The sequence below is a fragment of the Anaerovorax odorimutans genome (genome assembly GCF_024459955.1).
Lineage (GTDB): Bacteria > Bacillota > Clostridia > Peptostreptococcales > Anaerovoracaceae > Hominibacterium > Hominibacterium odorimutans_A.
Genome location: NZ_JANFXK010000004.1, coordinates 60491 through 81118, shown reverse-complemented (window position 1 = coordinate 81118; position 20628 = coordinate 60491). Strand labels below are relative to the sequence as shown.

Below are 20628 nucleotides of genomic sequence, written 5' to 3'. Positions count from 1 at the left end.
CAAAACGTTGAAATTTAAACCTTCTAAATTATCAATATATCATGGCATGTTACTTGCGTTAATAAGTGGCAACAGCTGTTAAATCAATATTTAATGGGAGGTTACACAATGATCATAGGAACACCAAAAGAAGTTAAGGAAAATGAAACAAGAGTCGCAATGAATCCGATCTGGGCAAAAAGATTAGTGGATGCGGGACATGAGGTTTGGATACAGGAAAGCGCAGGAAAAAACAGCGGTTTTTCCGATGAGGATTATATAGCGGCAGGCGCGAAGGTGGCAGGCACTGCGGAAGAGATTTATGCCAAGGCTGAGTTTATAACAAAGGTCAAGGAACTGCAGCCCCAGGAATTCGGATTAATCAGGGAAGACCAGATGATTATGACCTGGTTTCATTTAGCCGAAGACTATGACAAGCCAATGGCTCAGGCGCTGGTGGATCAAAAGAGCATCGGCCTGTCCATGGAACTGATCGTGCTGGATGACGGTTCCAGACCAACCATGAAGCCAATGAGTGACATTGCGGGAAGCATGGCCATGCTGGAATCCGTAAAGTACTGCCAAACCGTGAATGGGGGAACCGGTCTTCTGCTGAGAAAAGTGTATGGGCTGCCCACGCCAAGAATCGTAGTCTTAGGAGGAGGCTATGCGGGTTTTAACGCCGCGCAGGTAGCCGTTGGCCTGGGACTGCAGGTTACAATCATCGAAGCATCCTGGAACAGGATTGATTATTTGAAGGCAGCGATTCCGGAAGCAGATGTCGTTTTATATGAAGCGCACGCTTTAGAAAAACTGCTGACCGACTGTGACGTTTTTATTAACTGCATATACCCTTCCCCTGAACCGGGAAAAAGAGAACCGCTCGTAACGCGCGCAACGGTAAAAAAGATGAAAAAATGTTCGCTCATCATGGATATTGCAGGAGCTGAAATTGTAGAGACTTCCCACTATACGACCTTAGGAGAACCGACCTTTACGGAAGAAGGCATTTTGCATTACTGCGTGCCCAATATGCCGTCGCTCTGTCCAAAGACAGCGACAGAAGCGCTGCTGATGATTACCGGGCCGTATATTTTGAACATTGCCAATAAGGGCTTGAAGCAGGCGGCAACGGATGATCCTGCGATCCGCAGATGTATCAGCACGCTTAAAGGACAGATTGTACATCCTGAGATTGGAATTAATCAGGAAATGCCATATGTTGAGTTTGACCTTTCAATGTTGGATTAGATAGGGATCTGATTTTAGAAATCATGTATTCTGAGGACAAATTTACGTGAATTGTAAATTTGTCCTCAGTAGGGAGGAAAACCGTCATGTTGAAAATTGGAAAAAGCGAAGTACGTATCAGTATGGTGATAAAGATTGCCGGCGCATTCTGTGCGTTCCTGATCGGAGCAGGGTTTGCTACAGGGCAGGAAGTCATGCAGTATTTTACCAACTATGGTATTGCCAAAGCAATTGGAGTAATGGTTATCAATGGCGCGCTTGGCGCATGGACATCAGCCGCTGTTATGAATCTGGGAAATGAAAGCAGAGATGTACAGGGGCTGGAATGTTACAAGAATTTATGCGGAAAGTATGTAGGAACGGTTCTTTCCTGGTTTGTCCCTGTATTCATGTTCCTTACACTGATGACAATGATGGCCGGATTTGGATCTACCTTTCATCAGATATTCGGAGGTCCGGAATGGCTGGGGTCACTCATTCTTGTAATTGTAGTGACAGCGGTGGTATTGTTAGGGTTGGCCAGTGTTATTGACACCATTGGATTCATAGGGCCGGCGATTATAGTTGTGACAATGGTTATGGCTATTGGCGTAATCGTAAAGCATGGTGTTGACTTTGAAAACTGGAATCATTACATTACTACACATGATGTTTTGCTCGCTTCCGGTTCGTGGGTAATGGCAGGAATTTTATACGCCTTATGGAATATTGTAATGTGTCTGCCGTTTATGTCCGCAATGGGATCAAAGGCCAAAAACAGGACAGAGGTTATTACAGGGGTTATTTTCGGAAATGTACTGTTTACGGCGGGAGCGCTGTTTCTGGTGCTGGCAGAAGGTTCGCAGATTAGCGTGGTAGGTGAGATCGCGGTTCCTGCTTTGGCAATGGCACAATCGCTTTCGCCGATACTGGGTATCATTTACGCGGTCGTTCTGGCCCTTGCGATCTTCACAACAGCCGTACCGCTCATGTGGTCAGTTGCTGCCCGGCTCACTAAGGAAAAAACGGTAAAGTTTGTAATAGCCTGTTTAATCATAGCAGTTTTGGGATTCTTCGGATCGTATCTGCCATTTGAGATGTTAGTGAACATTATTACACCTGCGGTAGGCTATGTCGGATTGATTGGATGGTTGTTTATTATATGGAGAGATATTAAATTAATCAGAGGAGTAATAACAAGGGAAAAGCTTCCTACGCATGAAGACAGGAAATGATTTTGTTTTGGGAAACAGTGCGCACGACGCCATGAGAGGAGGGAGCTAGTCACTCCCTCCTCTCCAATTTACACTATTTTATTTTTTCAGGAAAAGGCAGACAGAATATATCTACTTATGTAATTTACTGTTTGCCCAGCCGTTTTCAATAGCAGCGTTGCAGTCCGCATCGATGGCCGCCGCAACCTCTTTTGGGGTCCTGTTTCCGGCCAGCAGGTCATGGATGTGCGGATAGAACACATCGCGCACGCCGCGCCAGTTGGGGTTGTTGGCCGTAAAATCTACCGTGTTGACGGCGTTGGCTGAATAAGCTTCCTGCATGAAGATATGCTCGCTTACGCGTTCCGTCGTGGCCTTGCTTGCAGGAATGCCAACCTGCGCATAATTCATCAGCTCCTCGTTGTCGTAGAAATAGCGGACAAAGGCTTTGGCTGCTTCCAGCTTTGCCGCATCCCCGTTGTCAAAGACTTCAAAGCCAGTGACAAACGAAGTGTTATATCCGGCCCCGTCCTCGCTGGGGAAGTTGACGAAGCCCATCGTGTCCGAATCCAGATTGATCGCCGTGGCGCTGTTCGTCATGTAGATTGCCAACTGGTTATTCAGGAAGAGCGTGTTGCAGTCATTGATTTCCATGTTCTCGCAGCCGGCCGGGAAGTATCCTTTTTTATAGCAATCCGCGATCCATTGAAGCGCGGCGACTCCCTCCGGCGTGTTAATATGGAAGCGGCCGTTTTTATCAAAGAATTCGCTTCCACGGCTGCGCAGCAGGGTCATGATATGGGTATCTCCCTGATCGTTCTTGGCGTACATCAGCATGGGATATGACATCTTTGGCAGCTTTTCGGATAATGTGGAGAGAATGTGCTCCCATTCATCCAGCGTCCAGCTTTGAATTGTGCCCTCCTCTCCGATGTATTCGTCCAACCCGCACTGGCGGAACAGCTTTTTCTTAAAGCAGAGGGTGTTTTGCAGGCTGTAATAGGGCAGCATATAGGTTTTCCCATTTACCTGGCTCATTTCCCAGCTGGCGTCATCCACGTCGGAGCGCATGTCCTCCGTGATAATATCGTCCAGGGGAACTACGCGGCCCGTATGGATATACCCCGCCATATTGAAGTAGCCTTCAAACAGGACATCCGCAGCATCCTCCGTGTCAAAGCAGTCCGTGATGTAGTCGTCTTCCTCAGTATAGGCGAACTTGACCACCTTGACCGTAACATCCGCATTTGCGTACTGCGCCGCAAATTCCTGGCCGGCCTGTTTTAGAATCTCATAGGCGTCCTTTATGTCGGTATCGGCATTTGCCACGGTCAGCGGCGGGAGCTTGATCATCAACGTTACCTGTGGTTTCGCAGCCCCCTTGGGCGCGCAACCGATCAGCACGCCAAAAGCCACTGTCAGGATTAGTCCTGCCGCCAACATCCGTTTCCAATTTTTCATTTTCAGGTCCTCCTTTATTTTGGCAGAGTAAGCATTTGCATGAGATTTTTTACGTCGATCGGCTTTGCGATAAATCCGTCCATACCGCTTTCTTTGGCCTTTTCCTGATCCGCCTTGAAGGTGTTGGCTGTGCAGGCATAGATGACAACTGTTTTTGCATCCGGGCGGTCCATGGCGCGAATGATCCTGGCCGCTTCATAGCCATTCCGCACGGGCATCTGCACATCCATCAAGATGACGTCAAACTCATTTGCGCTCGAGGCCTCAAACATCTCGACCACTTGTCCACCATCGGCAGCGTGGGACACGTCAAAACCCGCGGTATGCAGCAGCTCGATCAGGATCTCCGCATTCAGCTCATTATCTTCAGCAATCAAAATCTTCAACTTCCTGTTCGTCTCCACTTGGAGTGGTTGTGCGTCCACATCTACTGCTACTATTGGGACCGCGTCTGCCAGATCCGCAGTCATCGCAAAGGTAAAGCAGCTTCCTTCACCGAGCTTGCTCCTGACGGAAAGGGTTCCGCCCATCTGTTTTGCCAACAGGGAGCTGATCGACATGCCAAGTCCGGTACCCTGCATCCCCTTAGAAATGGTGCCGTGTTCCTGGCTGAATGGGTTAAATATCTTTTTCTGGAACTCCTCGCTGATGCCACAGCCGGTATCCTCGACTTCAAAAGTCGTGGTGATTTTGCCGGCTGCCGCCTCCGACTGAAACACCCGCAGGACGATGCGGCCGCCTTTCGGCGTAAATTTGACAGCATTTCCGAGGATGTTGATTAAAATTTGTTCGACCCGTATTTCATCTCCCACGAGATCAGGGGCCTGGAGGTCCGATTCAATTTGGAAGTGAATTTCCTTTTCTTCCGTGCGGCTGCGCGTGATGGATTCGACCATGGAGAGCAGATGATGAAGGGAAAACGGCTTGAGGAGTAAATCCACCTTTCCGGCCTGCAGCTTGGACATATCCAAAATATCGTTGACAAGGGAGAGCAGGTACTTTGCGGTAGAATCCGATTTGCCGAGATAGTCCTTCAGTTTGTTTGGATTCTCAAGATTTTCCTGCATCAGGTGGTTCAGCCCGACGATACCGTTGAGCGGTGTACGGATTTCATGGCTCATGCTGGAGAGAAAGTCACCGCGGGCCTTTGCTTCCGCTCTTGCTATGGCGGAAGTCGCCGACATGCGGATGATGAGCAGCATCATCAGGCACAGCGTAAGGACAACGACTGCCAGCATAATGGCAGTCAGCGTGACAAAATGCTGCGTTTGTTTGTTGAATACCTTTTCAGGAACGGTCAGAACGATGCTCCATGTCGATTCGGGGATGGGAACGAACGATACGACCTGTGCGTCATCCTCCCCATAGTCAAAGTATTCGATGAAAGATTCCCTCTGTTCCAGTCGGGTAGTAATTGATTCGAGATCCTTTTCCGAGAGATTTGCACCATCTCGAAGCTCTTCATAATAATTACTTATTTTTCCAATTCCGGCATCGCGATTCCGATTGACCACGTAATTTCCGGCCACGTCGATAATGGAAGTATAGCCCTGCTGGTCAAAGCTGTCGATTTTCAGACGTTCCTCAATCAGATTGATCTTCGCAAATCCGACGATCCCGATGAACTCCACACCGTCTACGCGAAACGGGTTGCAGTGAACACCATAAACAAGGTTTTCCCTTGTGGTCTCTAAGACATCCGATTCATCATAGCGCATGACAAATTTTTGATCCCCGGAGAGCAGGGTGCGTATATAAATCTTGTCGCTGTCATCCTGCACGGCATTTGTGCCGGAATAGGTTTTTCCCTCGGAATCCACCAAATAAATGAGGTCGAAGATGTTGGTCGTCTGCTCAATATTCAGGCGACTGCAGACCTCCTGTATGGTTTTGCACCGGCTGGTTTCCGTTCTGGAATAAACAGCCGCGATTTCATTCCACGAGTTGTTTAGCTCGCTTTGTATATTTCGCAGGTCGTGCCAGGACAGCTCCTTCATGAAGGTGAGAACCGATGATTCCGTCGCATGGGAGAGTCGATCGATATACGCCCACACTGACGCTGATAAAACAACCAGAGTCGTCAAAACGACGGCTACAATTTTGCCTTTTCTCCAGTTTCTCATAAGCCCCCTCCGACCTTGTCCACATAGTTACTTAGCGTTTATTATAACAGAGTTATTCTAAAATAGCAATGGTCCGGGGCCGGTCCGGGGAGTTCCTTGCGTTTTTTTATGGTGATTTTTTATAAAAAATGCTATACTAGTTGAAAAGAACACCGGGAATGGGGGGATTTGTGTGGAGAATGGCATGGAGCTGCAGCAGGAGGTCTACTATGTTCTCAGGACGCAAATTCAGTTTGGCGTCTATAGGTTTGGAGAACGTCTCCCAACCATAGAGGATGCGGCCCGGCTTTTTATGGTTTCCGTCAAGACAATTCGCGCTGCCTACCGGCAGCTGCAGCGTGAGGGCTATATTACGATTTCCAAAAGCGTCGGTGTCAAGGTCAGCGTATCTTACAGCGGGCAGGATTCCGAAGCATGTATCCGGAAATTTTTTGCGGGGCGGAAGGACGCCCTGATGGATCTGGGGCAGTCTATACAGCCGCTGTTCAGCAATGCGCAATGGCTGGGTTTCAAGCATGCTTCTCCGGAATTGCTGGATCAGGTCGAGCAGCTTTCCGCCTCGAATGAAAGCATGAGGCCCTATGTTATGATTCAGCAGCTCCAGGCGATCTATGGTAATTTGGGAAATGATATGCTCAATCGCCTTGTGTGGAAGACGCTCATGTTTTTCCTGACGCCTTTTCTCAGCGTGTCCGGCAACCTGAATCTGCTCAATCAGAACCAAAATCCATTGCTGCAAATGATTACGTTGTGTCGGGAACAAAACTGGACGGCCCTTCGCGCTTCGGTTGAGGCCTTTCAGGGACAGAAGGAGATCGCCCTTCGCCAGTTCTATGAGAACGGGGTTCGGCTCCCAGCCTCTGACCAGCAGGCCGTTTTCTCGTGGAGCCCGTACAAGAAAGCCTCTCAGATCTGTTATTCGCTGAGTATGGAACTTTTGGTTGAGATGAGTCAGGGCGTTTATCCTACCGATTCCCTGCTGCCTTCGCTGAACACACTGGCGAGGGAGAAGCATATTTCTCTCAATACAGCACGCCGTGCGATAGCTCTCCTGAACGACATTGGTGCGGCGAAATCCGTCAACGGTGTGGGCACAAAGGTTCTTCCGCCGGAGCAGATCACGGAAAACTGTGATTTCTCCCAGCCGTCTGTGCACAAGCGTCTGCTGACCCATGTGAAAAGTGTGCATATCCTGACTTTATCCTGCCGGCAGGTCGCCGAGGCCACGCTTTCTTCTATCGATCAAAAGACGGCTGAAAAGTGGAAAGCAGGGATCATTATCTGTGCGCAGCAGCAGCGGCATGAGCTTGTGCCATACACCATTATAGAACGAATTTCCCAGGACTCGCCCCTCGCGACGGTCAGGATGGTCTACACGGAACTGTTCCGGCTTCTGCTTTGGGGGTACCCCCTTCGGGGCCTGCTGGAAGACAGGCAAAAGTACACCGCCGTTTATATTCCGTATTTCCAACCCATTTTGGATTGTTTGGAGCGGCGCGATGTGGAGGGCTTTTCCGCAAACCTGGAGGCGATGATGCAGCACGAAATCAGATTGATTGTGAAGCGGCTTATCGGGCTGGGACTCGAGGAGGCCGCCGGACTTGTTCTGGATGAATAACATAGAGAATTATTTTTTGGAGGATAAATGATGCATAAGCAGCATCGATTTTTTTGCGTTTTCGCTTTGATCCTTATATTATGCGCCTGTCCGCTCGTTTCCTCAGCAGCGGAAACGGAAAACGGCAAAGATATTTCATATTATACGGACATTCCCGAAGTGACCAAAGAAGAAATCGCCGATATCGAATCGATAAAAAAACAAAATCCCGACGGGCTTGTTTATGGAATGATCCATTCGGAGGAAGCATTTGTGGCAGGGGACGGCGAGATCGAAGGCTATACCCGGCTCATATGCCAGCGGCTCAGCGACCTGTTTGGCTTGAAAATCACTCCCAGGATCATGGAATGGAATGAGTTGATGGATGGTTTGGGCAACGGCTCTGTCGATCTGTGCGGAGATTTGACGGCGACTCCTGACAGGCGTGAAAAGTATTTTATGACCAGCTCCATAGCGGAACGGTCCTTTTCCGTATTTCGCAATGGAAAGCGGGCGCCGCTGGACCTGATCAATGGCAGCCAGAAGCTTCGCTACGGATTTTTAAAGGGTTCCATTACCTATGAAAGGGTTCGGGAGACTTCCGCAGTGCCCTTTGAGGCTGTCTTTGTGCAGGACTATCAACAGGGGGTCGAGAAACTGCGGGACGGTACGATCGACGGCTTTATCTATGAGGCGATGAGCGAGTCTCTCCTTGAGTACTACCCGGATATCGCATACCAGGAATACTATCCGGTAGCATTTACCTCGGCTTCGCTGGCTACTGCCGATCCGGAGCTCAGCCCCCTGATCGATGTGGTCCAGAAATATCTGGAACACGGGGGCAAAGAGGAATTGTCCATCCTTCATGAGCAGGGGGAAAAGGAATATCTGCGCCACAATCTTTATAAGAAGCTTACCGAAGAGGAAAAGGAATATCTGGAATATCATATTGACAACAAGATACCGGTGCCTGTGGCGGCTGAGTTTGACAACTATCCGGTCAGCTTTTACAACAAGCAGGAAAAAGAGTGGCAGGGGATTGCGCATGATATCCTGAAAGAAATGCAGAGCCTGACGGGCCTTACATTTGAAGTGACCACCGGGGCAGACGAGCCCTGGAATTCGATTCTCGATAAATTAGACCGGGGCGATGCGGCAATCATCACCAATCTCCTTAAGTCCAAGGATCGGGAAGGACACTATTTATGGCCGGAGGAGCCTTATTCTGTGGATACTTATGTGCTTTTGTCCCGCATGGATAGAGACGATATGACCATCAGCCAGGTATCCGCAGCAAAGGTAGGGCTGCTGGAAGGTTCCGCGTATGAGGAAATTTTCAACCGTATTTTTCCGGATCATACAAATTCCGTTTTATATCCTGATGCGCAGCAGTGCTTTGAAGCCTTGGATTCCGGGGAGGTGGATCTTGTCATGATGCCCCGTCACCTGCTTTTGTACATTACCAATTATATGGAACGTCCGGGTTTTAAGGTGAATGTGGCGTTGGATATTCCCTGCGAATCCTATTTCGGGTTTAATAAGGAAGAGAAAACTCTTTGTTCCATTGTCAGCAAGGCGCAGGAAGTGGTGGACTGTGAGGAAATCACGGATCACTGGGAAAGAAGGGTTTTCGACTATGATAAGAAACTGGCCCAGCAGAGAATTCCGTATCTGATCGGTATCTGCGCCCTTCTCATTATTGTGCTGGTGCTGGTGGTGATCCTATACCGAAAGAGAGAACGTTCTTCCCGCCAGATGGTGATAACGGATCACCTTACATCGCTGTACAATCGGTACTTCTTTGAAGAACAGCTTCAGCATGAGTGGAATGAAGCCATAAAATACAGGCTTCCGCTGAGCCTTTTGACAATCGATATAGATTGTTTTAAGGAATATAACGATACCTATGGCCACCCGCAGGGGGATTTGCTGCTGCAGACGGTTTCCGCCATATTCAGGGAAGCGCTTATGCGTCCGGGGGATTTTGCGGCCCGTACCGGCGGCGATGAATTTTCCATACTGCTGCCCAATACGGATCTGGAAGGGGCTGCGTTTGTAGCGGAAAAAATTCGCCGGAAGGTTGAAAGCGCTGCTGTGGAAAATCTGGGCGACGGGAAGCCTACGAGCGTAACGGTCAGCATCGGGGTGGCTTGTGTCGAGCCGTGTCCGGATGACTGCTTAGCGGATTTTGTCGCAGCATCGGATAAGGTGCTGTACAAGGCGAAAAATGAAGGGCGCAACCGAGTTTACACAAGCTGAAAAGGAGCCTCTTTGAGTTATAAATTCAAAGAGGCTCTTCTTTTTTTTTTATGCCAGAACCTTGCCTTCTGGAAAAGCCAGGCGAAAGACCTTTCTGGTCACCGGTCCCGCGATCAAAAGCTGAAATGGCAGCGCCATAATGAAATTCATGGGAATGTTGGTGAGCCAGATCATGGGAAGAATATTCCACTGGCCGGTGTGAATAACGTTTTCCAATGCGCCGTACAGGGACATGATGATGACCATCGGTACCACCATGCAGCAGGAAATTGAAAGTACCTTTTTCAGCGGGTGGCCGTCGGGGCGGACCAGAAAGCGGAAGGCAAATCCCTTTGCCAGTCTGGAGACAAAGAACCAGTCACAGCACATGGCAAAGATGTAAGCGGCGGGAAACCCCAGCCAGCCGGCCCGGATGCTTTCCGCGGACAATCCTCCACTATGCAGGGATACATTGTAAACACTCATCCATAGCACCATGACAAAACACATAATCACAGTATAAATCAAACTTTCTCTTTTGTTGTGCGGCATAAAATCCTCCTTTATTCTGCTGCGTTTGCTACGCAAAAAAACAGCTGCCATCATTCCTAACTTTCGCTACGAATGACAACAACTGCCATCTTCACTACCATTTGCATCTAAAACACATCTTAACTTTTTCAACGCACCATATTTTATCAGAAGAAAATCGGGTTTGTCAAGAAAATTTATTTGACCAATATTCAGGCCGCTTCTCCCGGAGCTACTTCTTGTAGCTCACCCCATCAAAAATCGTGTTATAGTCCGTATGGAAAATCTCAGCGAGTGCGACCAGTTCACTGATGCGTATATTGTAAGTGCCGGACTCTATTTGCGAATAGGTGCTTCTGGTCGTAGGCTGGTTGCGAAGCTGCAGCTGAGCCACTACCTGCTCCTGCGTCATGTGCGCTTCTTTTCTCAGTTTTCTGAGATTTCCCCCGATGGAAACATCCCGGATTTGTCTTAACTTTTGGGACATAAAATATTACCAAACCTTTCCATAAACATTATGTGCATTAACATTGATTCTAGTACAAAAATTTTGTATAATTGCAATAAATACATTGCAAAGCAAACGAGACCAAACCGCAAAAAAGGAGGGGGACGCTATGGCAGGAGTTCCGGAAATGTTTCATGACGACTGGAAAGACTTTTTCGAGGCGTCCTATGATGGTATTATCATCGCTGATGAACTTGGAAGAATTGTATATATGAACCGTGCGGCGGAGCGGCTTGAGGAGGTGGACAAGGAATACATTCTGGGACGACGGGCCGCTGATCTGCTGGAAGAGGGGATCTATGAAGCTTCCGTAACAGTAAAGGTTTTCCGATCCAACCAAAAGGAAACCATCATGCAGTTCAAAGGGGGCAGGCAGCTGGTAATCACCGGGGTGCCGGTTTTTAAGGGGCGCAAAATTAAGTGGGTCTATATTAATGAACGGGACGTAACGGAGCTGGTTCAGGTCAAACGGGACAAAATGGCGGTTATGAAGCAGCTGGAAAAATATAAAAAAGAGCTGGAGCGGATGAAGAAAAGGAACGGTGAGGAAAATGTTCTGATCAGCAACAGCCATAAGATGCAGGAAAATATCGATCTTTTGCAGCGAATCGCACCGTCGGAGGTGTCGGTGCTGATTATTGGAGAATCCGGCGTGGGCAAGGATGTGTTTGCCAACTGGATTCATGAGCACAGCTTAAGAAAGGACAAGCCCTTTATCAAAATCGACTGTGGGGCGCTGTCGGAATCCCTTTTGGAATCGGAGCTGTTTGGATACGAAAAGGGCGCCTTCACAGGAGCCAGCCAGAAGGGGAAGGTGGGCCTTGCGGAAGCTGCCGATCAGGGTACGCTGTTTTTGGATGAAATCGGAGAAATGCCGCTCAACTTGCAGACAAAGCTGCTGCGGCTGGTGCAGGACAATACCTTTCTGCCCGTCGGCGGCGTGGAAGAAAAGAAGGTAAACATACGAATTATCGCGGCCACCAATAAAGAGCTGGAAGATATGGTGGAAAAAAAGCTTTTCCGGGAGGATCTTTACTACAGACTCAACGTTGTTCCGGTAAAGCTGCCGCCGCTGAGAGAGCGGAAGGAAGATATCTTTGATTTCATACAGCTGTTTTTAAAGCGGTATAACGACAAGCACGGCTATCGAAAAACCATCTCTCAGGAGGCGGTGAATGGATTGTACCGTTATTCCTGGCCGGGAAACGTCAGAGAGCTGTCCAACATCATGGAGCGGCTGGTTGTGGTTACGCCCAAGTCGGAAATCGATCTGGCGGATGTTGTGCAGGCCATCCCCAACTATGGTGAGAGCGGCATCAAAACCATTTTTGAACAGAGCGACAGTTACCTTTGCGCGATGGACGCCTTTGAAAACGAGTATTTAAAAACAAGAATGTCCGGATGCAGGACCATCAAAGAAATGTCGGAAAGCCTGGGCCTTTCAGAGAGCACGTTAAAAAGAAAATTGCGTAAGCACAACCTGCGATTCACATCCAGGGTCAAAAATGACTTTGGGGGTCAGAGTTGACGCCTGATAAAACAAGCGCAGATTCCAACAATTTGGCAAAAGACCATAAAAACATCGGAAAAGAGAAGTTCAGATTTGACCTTCTCTTTTCATTTTCGGCAAATTGATTTTAAATTAAACCTTGAAATTTCAACGTTTTTATTGGTTGGCACGGTTGTTGCTCTTTATATGGGCACGATAAACACAAATTAAACGGAAAGGAGAAAGGATTTATGGAAAACAATTTGAACACCAAATCAAAGGCAGTATCGGACAAACCCATATCGCTGATCTGCATTGTACTGGTTGCGATCTTCGTGGCTTTTATATGTATCAAGCCGGATGCGACCTTAAATGTAGTCAACGCGGTTTTCGCCAAGGTTACCGCGGTAATGGGGCCGCCAATTTTATGGTTTGTCTTTATCGGCTTGTTCTTCTGCCTGTACCTTGCGTTCAGCAAGCACGGAAAGGTGAAACTGGGGGAGGGGGACCCGGAGTATTCGACATTCAGCTATATCGGCATGATGCTGTGCGCATCGCTGGCCGCGACCGCAATTTTTTATTCCTTTGTTGAATGGTCCTACTATTACGCTGCTCCGGCATTTTCCATTGAACCCTATTCGGTGGAGGCTGCCGAAATGTCAATGACTTACACCTTCTTCCACTGGGGGTTCAGCTGCCAGGTAATCTTTATCATGACAGCCGTATCAATGGCGTACGCCTTCTATGTGCGCAAGGTTCCGGTATTAAGAGTAGGGGCCGTATGTGAAGAAATGTTAGGGGGATTCAAATACAAGCGGCCGCTGGCAAGGATTATTGACGGACTTACCATACTGAGCATTGTCGGCGGCCTGGGTGTATCGCTGGGAGTCGGCGTTCCTTTGGTAACGGCGGGTCTGGGTAAGATTTTCGGACTGGAAGCAAACTTCACGACTAACGTTATCGTACTGCTGATTATTGCGGTAATCTTTACCGTGACATCCCTTGTAGGTATCCAGAAAGGCATGAAACGCTTGAGCGATCTTACCATGTATCTCTCAATTATCTTCATCGCCTTTATCTTCATCGTTGGCCCGACGCAGTTTATCTGGAAAGAATTTACCTACAGTCTGGGCAAGATGTTCCAGAACTACGTTCAGATGAGCACTTACACCGATCCGGTGGCCCAGTCGGGATTCCCAGAACTGAACACCATTTTCCTGTTCACACTGGCGCTCAACTATGCGGCCATGATGGGAATCTTCATTACAAAGATTTCAAAGGGCAGGACCCTGAGACAGATGATCCTCACCTGCCTGATCGGAATTACCGGCGGCATCTGGATCATGTTTTCCATCAATGGCGGCTTCGGCCTGAACGCAGAATTGACGGGTGCGTATGAACTGAGCAAAGCAGCTGATGTAAACGCGGGATTATTCGACCTTTTGGGAACGCTTCCGGGTGGAAACGTGATCCTGCCAATCGCTTTTACTTTGGTAACGATCGGACTTTTGACTACATCGCTGGATTCGGCATCCTTTACACTGGCGGCATCCGCAACGAAAAAGCTGGATGCGGACAACAATCCAAATCCGTTGTTCCGAGTGCTGTGGTGCCTGATCCTGACCCTGGTTCCACTGTCCATCATGTTTGCGGGAGCGCCTTTCACAGCCATTAAGACGGTCTGCATTGTACTGTCGGTGCCGTTCCTGTTCATTATTATAGGGATGCTGGTCGGACTGTTCAGATGGTTCAAAGAAGATGGTAATTAAAGTTTAAAGATACTATATTGAGGAGGAGAAACGATGAATAAACAGGAAAGAATTGAAACTTACAAAAAGCTGGTTGAGGGAAAAGGTCTGTGGGATGTGGATCATCCGGATGTCAGAGCTTTCTATAAGAGAGCGGAGGAGGAAGGCGTGGAGCTGGTAAGCAATAACGTTCCCCAGCTGGGACTGTTCAGAGCGCCCTACAGCCGGGATCTTGACGGCGTTGATATCGCCATGGTGGGGCTGCCGCTGGATCTGGGCGTGCCCAACCCGAGACCGGGCACAAGAAATGCGCCGAAGGCCGTAAGATTCTGGGGCCTGGACAGGAACATGGTAAATTATTATAACAGCCTGTGTCCGTATGACATGTGCAATATCATAGATTACGGCGATGTGGAATTTGTCAACGATCCATATAATCTGCGGGCGGATTTAGATGAAATCGCTGAGCTGTACGCAACCTTCAAGGATAAGGGCATTGCGCCTCTGACCATCGGCGGTGAGCATACCTGTACCTATGCGATGCTGAAGGGACTGGGCAAGGATGAGCCTCTGGCAGTAGTGCACATCGACGCTCACGGCGATACCAGCGTTGACTTCCAGGGTGCGGTGGTGAGCGATGCGTCGCTATTCCAGAATGCTGCCTGCGGCGGCTACATTGCGCCGGAGAAGATGGTGCAGATCGGCCAGCGGGGCAGAGGCATCATTCGCTGCGATTTTTCGACCAACAGCGGAATGAGAAGAATTATGGTCGATGAAGCGCAGGAGAAGGGAATCCCTTATGTTGTAAGCGAAATCAAGAGGGTGATCGGGGATTATCCTTGCTACCTGACTATTGACACGGACTGCATCGATTGCGGCGAAATGCCCGGAACCACGCTGCCTGAGCCGTTTGGACTCTTCGGAAGAGAAGTCAGAGATATCATCCGGGGCATGTACGGCATGAACGTTGTCGGCGCGGACCTGATGGAGCTGAGCCCGGATTACGACGTGACCGGAAAGTCCGCTTGCCTGGCTGCGGGGCTGGCCTTTGAAATGATGTGCCTGCTGGCAGAAAGCAAGGCTCGCAGAAATGGGGAGAAACATCAGACTCATTGGAAATAAAAATGAAATTAAGCCTTAACTGAATTGCGGCGCTGCCAAGAAGTTTCATGGATATGTGACTTTGGGGCAGCGCCGTTTTTAGTTTGCACTGCGCTGCGGTCGGCCGGAGAGTAGTAACTTTCGGTGATTCGCTCGCTCAGGGAGCCGAGCGGTCCGGTAGAAAGTCCAGTAGTAGCAGGCAGAAGTCCCTGCGAATATCAATGGGTGTCCAGTAGCAGCACAATATTGATATTTTCACTGCGCTGCGGTAACTTTTTAAAAAAATTATGCAAAGTTACGCAAAGTTGTGGGTTTGCGGGTGCTCGAAACTGCAAAAAATGAAAATTTGTGTTTTCGTCCGTTCTGAAGACCGCAGGATCGTTGAAAAATGCGTAACTTTTTGAAAAAATCGGGAAAAGTTACCGGAACTGCCCTTTAGTGAGAGGCTCACGTTCCTAAGCTTTGCAATCCAGCTCTTTAAAAAATAAGATTTGCCGTAGTTTCTGCAGGGTGCGACTACGTGGGAGTCAACGTATTTTTTGCGGAATATTATAGCGAACTTATAGAAGGAGTGGTAAAATGAGGAATAAATACAAGCGCTAAGGTGATGTTTATGAAACAAGTAACCAATTATTTTAGAAATGCAATTGCTGCAAGTACCAATGGACCGATTGATTATAAGAAAGAAACGTTCTACACACTTACTGCTGGTGAAGTGGAATTAGGGCAGCTCGGAAGTGACTCAATGGCCTTTTTAAGGACAACTGGCCAGGATGAGGAAGTAGATGTTCAAGAAGACGACAGTAACAGGAAGACAAAACAGGCGATCATTGCGTTAAAAACTGTTTCTACAAAATTTGTCGCCTCTAAGAAGACAGAGACGGATCTTGAAGAAATGACATCCATTCTGTTTTTGCCGGTAAAAGTCAGCCGCCAAGGAAGACTTTATCCGGCAGAGGACGGGAAAATACCGTGGATACCGAGGGAATATCTAAAACCTATGGAAGAGCCGGTGCTGGCAATAGGGGATGCGGCAGTATACGATGCCTTTTTTGAAGAAACAACGGATGAAAGAAATCAAATCTGCTCATGGAAAACGTATTTGAATTATGCAAAGCATTTATATGAATTTGTAACAAAGGCCCGTTTTGACCAACAAGTTCTCCTGTGCGGGGAGGAAATCGTGAAGACAGACGGTAAGTATTATCTTTTTGAAGATCGCACGATAAATACCACATTTCATATATTGCAGTTGTATAATCACCTTCTGAAAAGCAAAGAAAATAAACTGTATTCCAAACTAACCAGCGGCGAAGCAGAAAAATCAAAAAAATTATATAAAAATTCTGATACTGCAAAGATGAAAAAGCATAAGGGGCAAATGGGTGGGGAGTATCCTTTGTCGCCCTCTCAACGAGAAGTAATAAATCACTTTGACGAAATCGGGGAGGGAGAAATCCTGGCTGTCAATGGACCTCCCGGAACAGGGAAGACGACGCTGCTGCAGTCCGTTGTAGCCAATATGTACGTAAATTCCGCATTAAAAGAGGAAGCTGCGCCAATCATTGTCGCCGCATCGACAAACAATCAAGCAGTAACAAATATAATAGACTCTTTTGGAAAGATTAATTCAATCAGAGAGGACAATCTGGAAAAAAGATGGATTTCAGGGATAAACAGCTTTGCCGTATACTTTCCTGCAAAGAGTAAAACTGCGGAAGCAAAGAGAAAACGGTATCAATATACCAATGTACTCGGTGAGGCTTTTGCTGAAGATATTGAAACGGAAGAAAATAGGGACAAATCAAAGGATGTTTTTTATTCCGAGTATGCGGCTTTTTTTGGAAGTCCTGAGCGGGATTTGCTTAAATGCAGGGATGCTTTATCCGCCCAATTAAACTGGCTGGATACGGCCCGGATAAACTGCATTTCCGCTATTGAGAAAATAGCGTCAATTTTAGACGGGATAAGCTACAAAGACTATATTGACAAACTGGTTGTTCAACTCACCTCATATAAGGAAGAAGAATACAGGATCAAACAAGAAATAAGCGATATAAAGATAAGAACCAAGGAATTTTTGGATAGACGTCTAAAATGGAGAGAGTCGTACCAACTGCTTCCGTGGTACATAAGGCTTTTTAAATTCCTGCCGCCTTTTAAGAGAAAGCTTTTATCCTGGTCATATGCATTTATGAACGATGACGAACTAGAATTTTTAAAAAGGGACATGACAATAGAAGAGGTTGAAGCCGCATACCTAAAAAAAGTTGACGATAATGATGAGCAGTTAAGAATCCTGCAAAATAAAAAGAATACCATAAAAGGAAATAGAACCAGACAAGAGAAAAAAATAAAACGAATTGAGAGCTCTCTTAATAGCTTGAAAAGAAAAACTGATCAGTTATCCGGTTACATAGAGCTGCCTAAAAACATGGAGGACCTTTGGGCAAAATTCGATGCCTGTAAGATCAACGATCTGCTTGATCAGATTCGATATGTGGAGTTCTGGTTTGCAGTCCATTACTACGAGTGCAGATGGCTGATGGAAGACAATCCGATATCAGAAAAACAAAAAAAGACGACATTTGAAAATGTTTTGAATAACCGTTATCGCAGGATGGCCATGCTGGCCCCGTGTATGGTCATGACCTTTTTTATGATGCCAAAACAGTTTTTAGCATATGATGGAAACGATAAAAAACATTTCTACATGTACGATTACATAGATCTACTTATCGTCGATGAGGCTGGACAGATATCACCGGAAATTGCAGCGGCTTCCTTTTCATTGGCGAAAAGGGCGGTGGTTGTAGGCGATGAACAGCAGATCCCGCCGGTATGGGGGACAATTAGAGCCTTAGATATTGCGATGGCAATAGAATCCGGGATGATTGGCGATAGATGTCAATATCCTCTTATCGAAAATAATGGTCTGAATTGTTCGCAATCAAGCCTTATGAAGCTTGCCTCACAGTCCTGCGCTTTTGGGAAGTATGGGAAGGGATTATTTCTGAGTGAACACCGTAGATGTTATGACGAGATTATTTCCTATTGTAACGAGCTGGTTTATAATGGCCGTTTGGAGCCTCTCCGCGGAACTGCGCAAGAAGACCGGGAAAACGTATTGAAGGCTATTTTACCGGCAATGGGCCATAAAGAGATAAAAACTGCCTATTCGCAGCGAATGGGTACCAGCAGACAAAATTTAGAAGAGGCTAAGCAAATCGTTCAGTGGATAAAAGCAAATTATTTAATAATCTGCGATTTGTATAAAAAGCAGTCCATAGAAAACCAGGAGAACTTCAATCCGAAACAGATCATGGGCATTATTACCCCCTTCAAAAGTCAGAGTAATTTAATCAGACGGTTGATGAAACGAGAAATTTTGAAATGGAATGAGGACATAGAGGTCGGAACCGTACATACCTTTCAGGGAGCGGAAAAAAGAGTCATTATTTTTTCAAGCGTATATGGGAATCAAGATGGCTGCTATTTTATCAATAGAAATAATAGTTTGATGAATGTTGCAGTCTCAAGGGCGAAAGATTCATTCCTGGTATTCGGGGACAGCGGCTGTTTAGAAGGAGCTTTGAAGTCTGCCGGTAATTTGTTGAAGAAAATGACGCAATCAGAAGTGCAATAACATAGACTCCAGCATGTGTCGAGCAGCAAATAGGAATTGACGGCATAAATCAGCAGAATGGAATTTTGTTTAAAGGAGGCCAAACATACAATTCAAACCCTACATGGAGCAGGTAGATCAGCTGATAAGCGGCATGGACGCCGAGAAACTAAGAAAACGGATCCACAACTATGCCAGGCAGGCCCCAGAAGAACGGAAGCAGCTGCTGCTGAATTTTCGGAAAAAGACAAGGTTCGCTACCCAAAAGAAGTGGATCGAATAAAAGATGGGAAACTGTGAGTAGAAAAGTTTCTCTGTCGTTTTCCGGGCAGCTGTATTATAATGAGTGACAAAGGCGGCTCCTTTCCGCAGGCTCCGCAATCCGTCCAGCGACATTGGGGGTATTATGTTTCAAGTAATTCCGACAAACTTTTTCGTACCTTTGGCATCGCCCAACAAAACCGTATATTGGGAATGTATTTGCAAGCTGTTTTCCATCATGGATAATCAGCTTTCTTTTGGTGTGGAAAGAGACGTTCTGGTGGACGAACTGCAATACTACTTTGAACAGATCAATGCCGCCGACATCGTGGACGAGGAATTTTCCGAAGCCGACAGCAGGGGAAAGGCCAACGGCATCCTGCGCCGTCTGGAAAATTACGGATGGATTGAAATTGAAACTGACAAAAGCTATGTCCAGAGAGTCAACTTCAAAGAATACGCAGTGAGGATCATCAAGACCCTCCTGGAAATTGCCGACGGAAAACAGGTGGAATATCAGGGTTACATCTATACCATCTACAGCCTGGTCCGCACCAGCACCGATCATCCCGGAGTGGTACTGACACAAATTCTGGAAAATACGGATCTGCTGATTACTGGGCTGAAAAACCTCAATTCCAATATCAAACATTACATCGACGAACTGACGAAACACAGTACGGTGGCGCAGATTATGGACGCGCTTTTCAATGACTATATCACCAATATCGTGGACAAGGCCTATCACCGGCTTTTGACCTCGGACAATGTTTCCAAATTCCGCCCGGAAATCATCGAACGGCTGGAGAGCAAAAGCAAGAGCAAACGTTATGTAGAAAAAGCAGCGGCAGAACTCGCGACATTAAAGGAAATTTCATTAGAAGAGGCCAGGGAAACCGTATTTCGCTACCTGCATGAAATCATAGACGCTTTCCGCAATATGGACGATATTTTAGTGGAAATCAATCAGAAAAACACTCAGTACCAAAGGGCCGCTATCAACCGGGCCAAGTTTTTACTGACCGGCAGCGAAGACATTCGCGGCCAGTTGAAGGAAATCCTCATCGGCATCAACGAAGCCATTAACAGAGAACAGATGGATCTTGGCGGTATCTACGAGGTGGAATTCCTGGAGAGCCTGATCCGTATCTACAGCTGCAGTTTTTTGGACGGCAATTCCCTTTATTCGCCGATTGAAGGGAAAAAAGAATTTGTGCCCCAGGAGGTGGAGGACGGCGAACCGGACTTGCTCTTCCGGCAGGAAAAGCTGCGCAAGCTGATGGAAAAGATGAAAAACGCCCTCAGCCCGGAGAAGATCGAACGCTACTTGGAAGACCAGATGGGCGGGCGGGAAACCATGTTGGCGACGGCGCTGCCCCTTAAAACGGCGGAGGATTTCATTAAAATTATTTACGCGCGGCTGTACGGCCAGCGCAAAAACGTCAACTACCGGATAGAACTGAAAGACGTGGAAGAAGTGAACGATTATCGCTTTCGGGATTTTGAGATTTGGAGGAAATAAA

The 20628-nt window shown here is 47.3% G+C and carries 13 protein-coding genes; 9 read left to right on the top strand and 4 right to left on the bottom strand.

Translation table 11 applies throughout. From position 1 onward, the window contains the following. The first annotated feature begins 108 nt into the window (after window positions 1-108). Both NE619_RS05125 and NE619_RS05120 read left to right on the top strand, forming a co-directional pair. Complete coding sequence (locus NE619_RS05125) at window positions 109-1230, top strand: alanine dehydrogenase (protein WP_256131301.1); 1122 nt, start codon at window positions 109-111, stop codon at window positions 1228-1230. 86 nt (window positions 1231-1316) lie between these two features. Continuing rightward, on the top strand, window positions 1317-2444 hold the full coding sequence (locus tag NE619_RS05120) for a hypothetical protein (RefSeq protein ID WP_256131300.1): 1128 nt from the start codon (window positions 1317-1319) through the stop codon (window positions 2442-2444). Window positions 2445-2555: 111 nt separating this feature from the next. Here NE619_RS05120 and NE619_RS05115 read toward each other — a convergent pair whose 3' ends face one another. Further along, window positions 2556-3884 carry an ABC transporter substrate-binding protein gene (locus NE619_RS05115; protein WP_256131299.1) on the bottom strand — a complete coding sequence of 443 codons (1329 nt, stop codon included), beginning with the start codon at window positions 3882-3884 and terminating at the stop codon, window positions 2556-2558. 14 nt (window positions 3885-3898) lie between these two features. Next, window positions 3899-6007: a hybrid sensor histidine kinase/response regulator gene (locus tag NE619_RS05110; RefSeq protein WP_256131298.1), complete on the bottom strand. Its 2109-nt coding sequence runs from the start codon at window positions 6005-6007 to the stop codon at window positions 3899-3901. Between the two features lie 172 nt (window positions 6008-6179). On the opposite strand from NE619_RS05110, the gene NE619_RS05105 reads away from it, so the two are divergent. Both NE619_RS05105 and NE619_RS05100 read left to right on the top strand, forming a co-directional pair. Further along, window positions 6180-7625 carry a GntR family transcriptional regulator gene (locus tag NE619_RS05105; RefSeq protein ID WP_256131297.1) on the top strand — a complete coding sequence of 482 codons (1446 nt, stop codon included), beginning with the start codon at window positions 6180-6182 and terminating at the stop codon, window positions 7623-7625. 27 nt (window positions 7626-7652) lie between these two features. Next, on the top strand, window positions 7653-9863 hold the full coding sequence (locus tag NE619_RS05100; protein ID WP_256131296.1) for a GGDEF domain-containing protein: 2211 nt from the start codon (window positions 7653-7655) through the stop codon (window positions 9861-9863). 48 nt (window positions 9864-9911) lie between these two features. Here the strand turns inward: NE619_RS05100 and NE619_RS05095 are convergent, their stop codons facing one another. Together NE619_RS05095 and NE619_RS05090 are read right to left on the bottom strand one after the other, a co-directional pair. After that, window positions 9912-10394 carry a DUF2798 domain-containing protein gene (locus tag NE619_RS05095; protein WP_256131295.1) on the bottom strand — a complete coding sequence of 161 codons (483 nt, stop codon included), beginning with the start codon at window positions 10392-10394 and terminating at the stop codon, window positions 9912-9914. Window positions 10395-10605: 211 nt separating this feature from the next. Beyond that, entirely contained in the window at window positions 10606-10860 is a 255-nt protein-coding gene (locus tag NE619_RS05090; RefSeq protein WP_256131294.1) for a helix-turn-helix transcriptional regulator, read from the bottom strand. A 130-nt stretch (window positions 10861-10990) separates the two neighbouring features. Here NE619_RS05090 and NE619_RS05085 point away from each other — a divergent pair, with 130 nt between their 5' ends. From NE619_RS05085 to NE619_RS05065, 5 genes are all read left to right on the top strand, one after another. Further along, window positions 10991-12409: a sigma-54 interaction domain-containing protein gene (locus tag NE619_RS05085; protein ID WP_256131293.1), complete on the top strand. Its 1419-nt coding sequence runs from the start codon at window positions 10991-10993 to the stop codon at window positions 12407-12409. Window positions 12410-12621: 212 nt separating this feature from the next. Next, a complete protein-coding gene (locus NE619_RS05080) occupies window positions 12622-14139 on the top strand; it encodes a BCCT family transporter (protein WP_256131292.1) in 1518 nt (505 codons plus the stop codon). A 33-nt stretch (window positions 14140-14172) separates the two neighbouring features. Beyond that, window positions 14173-15240, top strand: coding sequence for an arginase family protein (locus tag NE619_RS05075; protein WP_256131291.1), 1068 nt, complete (start codon window positions 14173-14175; stop codon window positions 15238-15240). Between the two features lie 592 nt (window positions 15241-15832). Further along, on the top strand, window positions 15833-18865 hold the full coding sequence (locus NE619_RS05070; protein ID WP_256131290.1) for a DEAD/DEAH box helicase: 3033 nt from the start codon (window positions 15833-15835) through the stop codon (window positions 18863-18865). Between the two features lie 385 nt (window positions 18866-19250). After that, complete coding sequence (locus NE619_RS05065; protein ID WP_256131289.1) at window positions 19251-20627, top strand: Wadjet anti-phage system protein JetA family protein; 1377 nt, start codon at window positions 19251-19253, stop codon at window positions 20625-20627. Window position 20628 lies beyond the last annotated feature (1 nt).

What these genes read in the sequence shown, in the direction of transcription:
- NE619_RS05065 (WP_256131289.1), top strand. Translation starts at nt 19,251, where the DNA reads ATGTTTCAAGTAATTCCGACAAACTTTTTCGTACCTTTGGCATCGCCC.
- NE619_RS05080 (WP_256131292.1), top strand. Translation starts at nt 12,622, where the DNA reads ATGGAAAACAATTTGAACACCAAATCAAAGGCAGTATCGGACAAACCC.
- NE619_RS05095 (WP_256131295.1), bottom strand. Translation starts at nt 10,394, where the DNA reads ATGCCGCACAACAAAAGAGAAAGTTTGATTTATACTGTGATTATGTGT.
- NE619_RS05110 (WP_256131298.1), bottom strand. Translation starts at nt 6,007, where the DNA reads ATGAGAAACTGGAGAAAAGGCAAAATTGTAGCCGTCGTTTTGACGACT.
- NE619_RS05120 (WP_256131300.1), top strand. Translation starts at nt 1,317, where the DNA reads ATGTTGAAAATTGGAAAAAGCGAAGTACGTATCAGTATGGTGATAAAG.
- NE619_RS05125 (WP_256131301.1), top strand. Translation starts at nt 109, where the DNA reads ATGATCATAGGAACACCAAAAGAAGTTAAGGAAAATGAAACAAGAGTC.
- NE619_RS05090 (WP_256131294.1), bottom strand. Translation starts at nt 10,860, where the DNA reads ATGTCCCAAAAGTTAAGACAAATCCGGGATGTTTCCATCGGGGGAAAT.
- NE619_RS05070 (WP_256131290.1), top strand. Translation starts at nt 15,833, where the DNA reads ATGAAACAAGTAACCAATTATTTTAGAAATGCAATTGCTGCAAGTACC.
- NE619_RS05100 (WP_256131296.1), top strand. Translation starts at nt 7,653, where the DNA reads ATGATGCATAAGCAGCATCGATTTTTTTGCGTTTTCGCTTTGATCCTT.
- NE619_RS05115 (WP_256131299.1), bottom strand. Translation starts at nt 3,884, where the DNA reads ATGAAAAATTGGAAACGGATGTTGGCGGCAGGACTAATCCTGACAGTG.
- NE619_RS05075 (WP_256131291.1), top strand. Translation starts at nt 14,173, where the DNA reads ATGAATAAACAGGAAAGAATTGAAACTTACAAAAAGCTGGTTGAGGGA.
- NE619_RS05085 (WP_256131293.1), top strand. Translation starts at nt 10,991, where the DNA reads ATGGCAGGAGTTCCGGAAATGTTTCATGACGACTGGAAAGACTTTTTC.